The sequence below is a fragment of the Bradyrhizobium sp. P5_C11_2 genome (assembly GCF_054049755.1).
Genome location: NZ_JBFULT010000788.1, coordinates 1 through 2,671, shown reverse-complemented (window position 1 = coordinate 2,671; position 2,671 = coordinate 1). Strand labels below are relative to the sequence as shown.

The following is a 2,671-nucleotide window of genomic DNA, read 5'->3' as shown; positions in this document are numbered from 1 at the left end:
TCGTCACTCTGCTCACCGTCCTCATCATCATCGCAAATCGCGCGCTCAGGCTGTCGCGCCTGTTCGAAAGCCTCGGCATATGAGCTTCGATGCAATCGTCACGGGACGCACCAGCGGCGGCCGGCTTTTGTTCACCACTATCACGGCGCTGAGCCTAGCAATCATGTATGCGCCGGTACTGTACTTGCTGCTTGCATCGCTGAACCCGGACGCGCAGCTTGGACTCGTTCCGCCGAGCCGCTATAGCCTCAAATGGTATTTTGCGCTTCTCGACGATGGCCGCCTCGCCGGCGCTCTCAAGGAAAGCGCGCTGGTCGGGCTCGCAACAGCCGCACTGGCGACGCCGATCGGTCTGTCTGCTGCGCTCGCCTACCGGACGATGACGCGCCTGCGCGGCGTATTCCTCCTCGTCATTCTCTCGGCCATGTTCGTCCCGGGTACGATTGAGGGCCTCGGTCTGTCGGCGACTCTGAGAGTTGTCGGTCTCGCCCCATCTTGGGTCACCATAGCAATCGGACATCTTCTGTGGACGCTGCCGTTCGCCACTGTGGTCTCGCTCATCGGCCTGTCGGCGGTCAGGCCCAGCACCATCGCGGCGGCCCGCGACCTCGGCGCCGGGCCGATACGGGCCTTCGTCGACATAACCCTGCCGCTTATGCGCACCAATCTCATCTCAAGCTTCGTCTTTGCATTTCTCCTTTCACTGAACGAGCAGGCGCGCGCCTACTACCTGGCCGGTCGCCAGAACACGCTTCCGCTTTATATGTTCGGCGCGATGAATTCGGGTGCCTCGCCGACAATCTACGCATTTTCGGGCGCGATCATCGTCGTCTCGGTCGCAGTCGTCGCCCTGGTCTTTGCCGGCCTAGTGGGGCAGCAGAGCCGAAGGCCGCGACAAGCGTCAGGCAAAACCAGCTATTGAGGCTGCAATAGGCAGTTGTCATTCTGCCCATTAAACGGCCAACTCGCACCGCGCCAAAGTTGCGTTCTCACGATCGGTGCGGCCACGGACGGGATCGTTGGTTCGAGGAATTCCTGACCAGGATGGCATATCATTTTCATCCGCCGAAGTTTCCAATCGAGCGCCAGACCGCGCAGCTGTTGGAGGTGGCCGAGCGTATCGGCAGCCCGACTCAAATGAGTAACGGAGCCCTCGCAGAGGGTGTCCTCTGATTTCAGCTTACATTCGCAGCACGGCGTCCGGTTTTTGATGTCCTAGGACAGCTTGCGCAGGCCAGTGGAAACGGTCTCGTGTGCACCCACCGGGGTGCAGGTCGTGAATACGAGCGCAAACCGGCTGCACTGCCAGTCCGCGCCCAGCGCGGCGCTGGTGGGTGATGTCAGGTTGACCGACAGAAATGCCGCTACGCAGGCAAATATCACGTACACCGCGATCAGCATCGCTCTCTTGTGGGTCCTTGGCTGAGAAATCATGGCCTTGGCTCCTGTACGATGGCCGGAAGATCAAAGGGCAGGCTCCACAGTCCTTGTGAGTCCTTGCGATCTAATCCACGTCCTGACCCACACTTTTCGCTGGTGGCCCGAAGGCGTGCGCCATTGCTGGCACTGGATCCGCGCCGCAGCCGGACTCGCGCACCGGGGCAAACAGCATCTTTAGTAGATCAACCTCGTCGGCACAGGCGAGCAACGCGGGCGGAATGTCAACGCCGAGCGACCTCGCTGTCATGGGATTGATGACAGGCTCAAACCTGGTTGGCCGCTCGACGGCCTTCGCGTGCGGCTGCTGCCTGGGCTTGATCGTGATCAAATTCAGCAGCGTCGCCACCACGATCATCACCAGGACGCCACCAACACTGAGCGCGACCTGCATCGTCAGCCCCGCCGAGATGTCGAGCAGCGCCAGGTGGCTGACCAGCGTCAGCAGAACGCCAAGGCAGTAGATCGGCAGCGAATTCTGGCCACAGAGAATGGCGCCACGCATCACCGGCGTCGTCAGCCCTCGCCAATCGCGAGGCACGAGCCATGCGGCCAACACTGCAAGGGCCAGAAAATGCAGCAGCCGCAATGGAGCGAGATTCGATTTGTCCATCGGGTAAAACAGCGTCACGAGTGACTGCGGGACCAACGCTTCCGGCGGTTTGACGCTCCAGCTCAATGCGATGATGAGGCTGATCAGCAGATAGAGAACCGCAGGAACAAGCACGGTGCGTGAGGTCAGCCACGGTCGAAATCTCTCGCCCTCGATGATCCACCACGCGCCAAGCACAAGCGGCAGCTGCCAGGCCAGCGGATTGAAGAACCAGTGGCCGTTCGGCCATGCCGGGATGGTCCAGCCGAAGACGTGCACCAGTGTGTAAAGCAGCAGCGATGCGCCCAGCGTTGCGTTCGGCGCTCGCAGCAGCAGCCACAGCAGCGGCGCGAACAAGAGGTGATAAAGCACGAAGAGCGGCAAGATGTCGGTATTCACTGGGCGGTATTGCAGCGTCGCCGCGTGCGCGAGCGTCACGCCCGGCTGATCCAACAGAATGCGCGTATTGCTCTTGTCGGCAAGAGGGCCGCCGCCTGCGAGGTGAACCACGATGGCGCAGGCGAGGGTGAGAAGTAGAAATGCGACATAAATATCCCAACTTCGCCACAGCGTCCGGCCGATCACGCCGGTCCAGCCCCCGCTCTGCCGTGCCTTGCCGTAGGACAGCGCGCAGGTCAAACC

3 protein-coding genes are annotated in these 2,671 nt (G+C 61.4%); 1 reads left to right on the top strand and 2 read right to left on the bottom strand.

Going from position 1 to position 2,671, the window contains the following annotated elements; translation table 11 throughout:
• Window positions 1–922: ABC transporter permease (locus tag ACXJL8_RS38555; RefSeq protein ID WP_456686764.1), on the top strand; the 922-nt coding region annotated here is incomplete at its 5' end.
• Between the two features lie 293 nt (window positions 923–1,215).
• Here the strand turns inward: ACXJL8_RS38555 and ACXJL8_RS38550 are convergent.
• Together ACXJL8_RS38550 and opgC are read right to left on the bottom strand one after the other, a co-directional pair.
• On the bottom strand, window positions 1,216–1,401 hold the full coding sequence (locus ACXJL8_RS38550) for a hypothetical protein (RefSeq protein ID WP_456621001.1): 186 nt from the start codon (window positions 1,399–1,401) through the stop codon (window positions 1,216–1,218).
• A gap of 103 nt (window positions 1,402–1,504) precedes the next feature.
• Window positions 1,505–2,671: OpgC domain-containing protein (opgC, locus tag ACXJL8_RS38545; RefSeq protein WP_456686763.1), on the bottom strand; the 1,167-nt coding region annotated here is incomplete at its 5' end.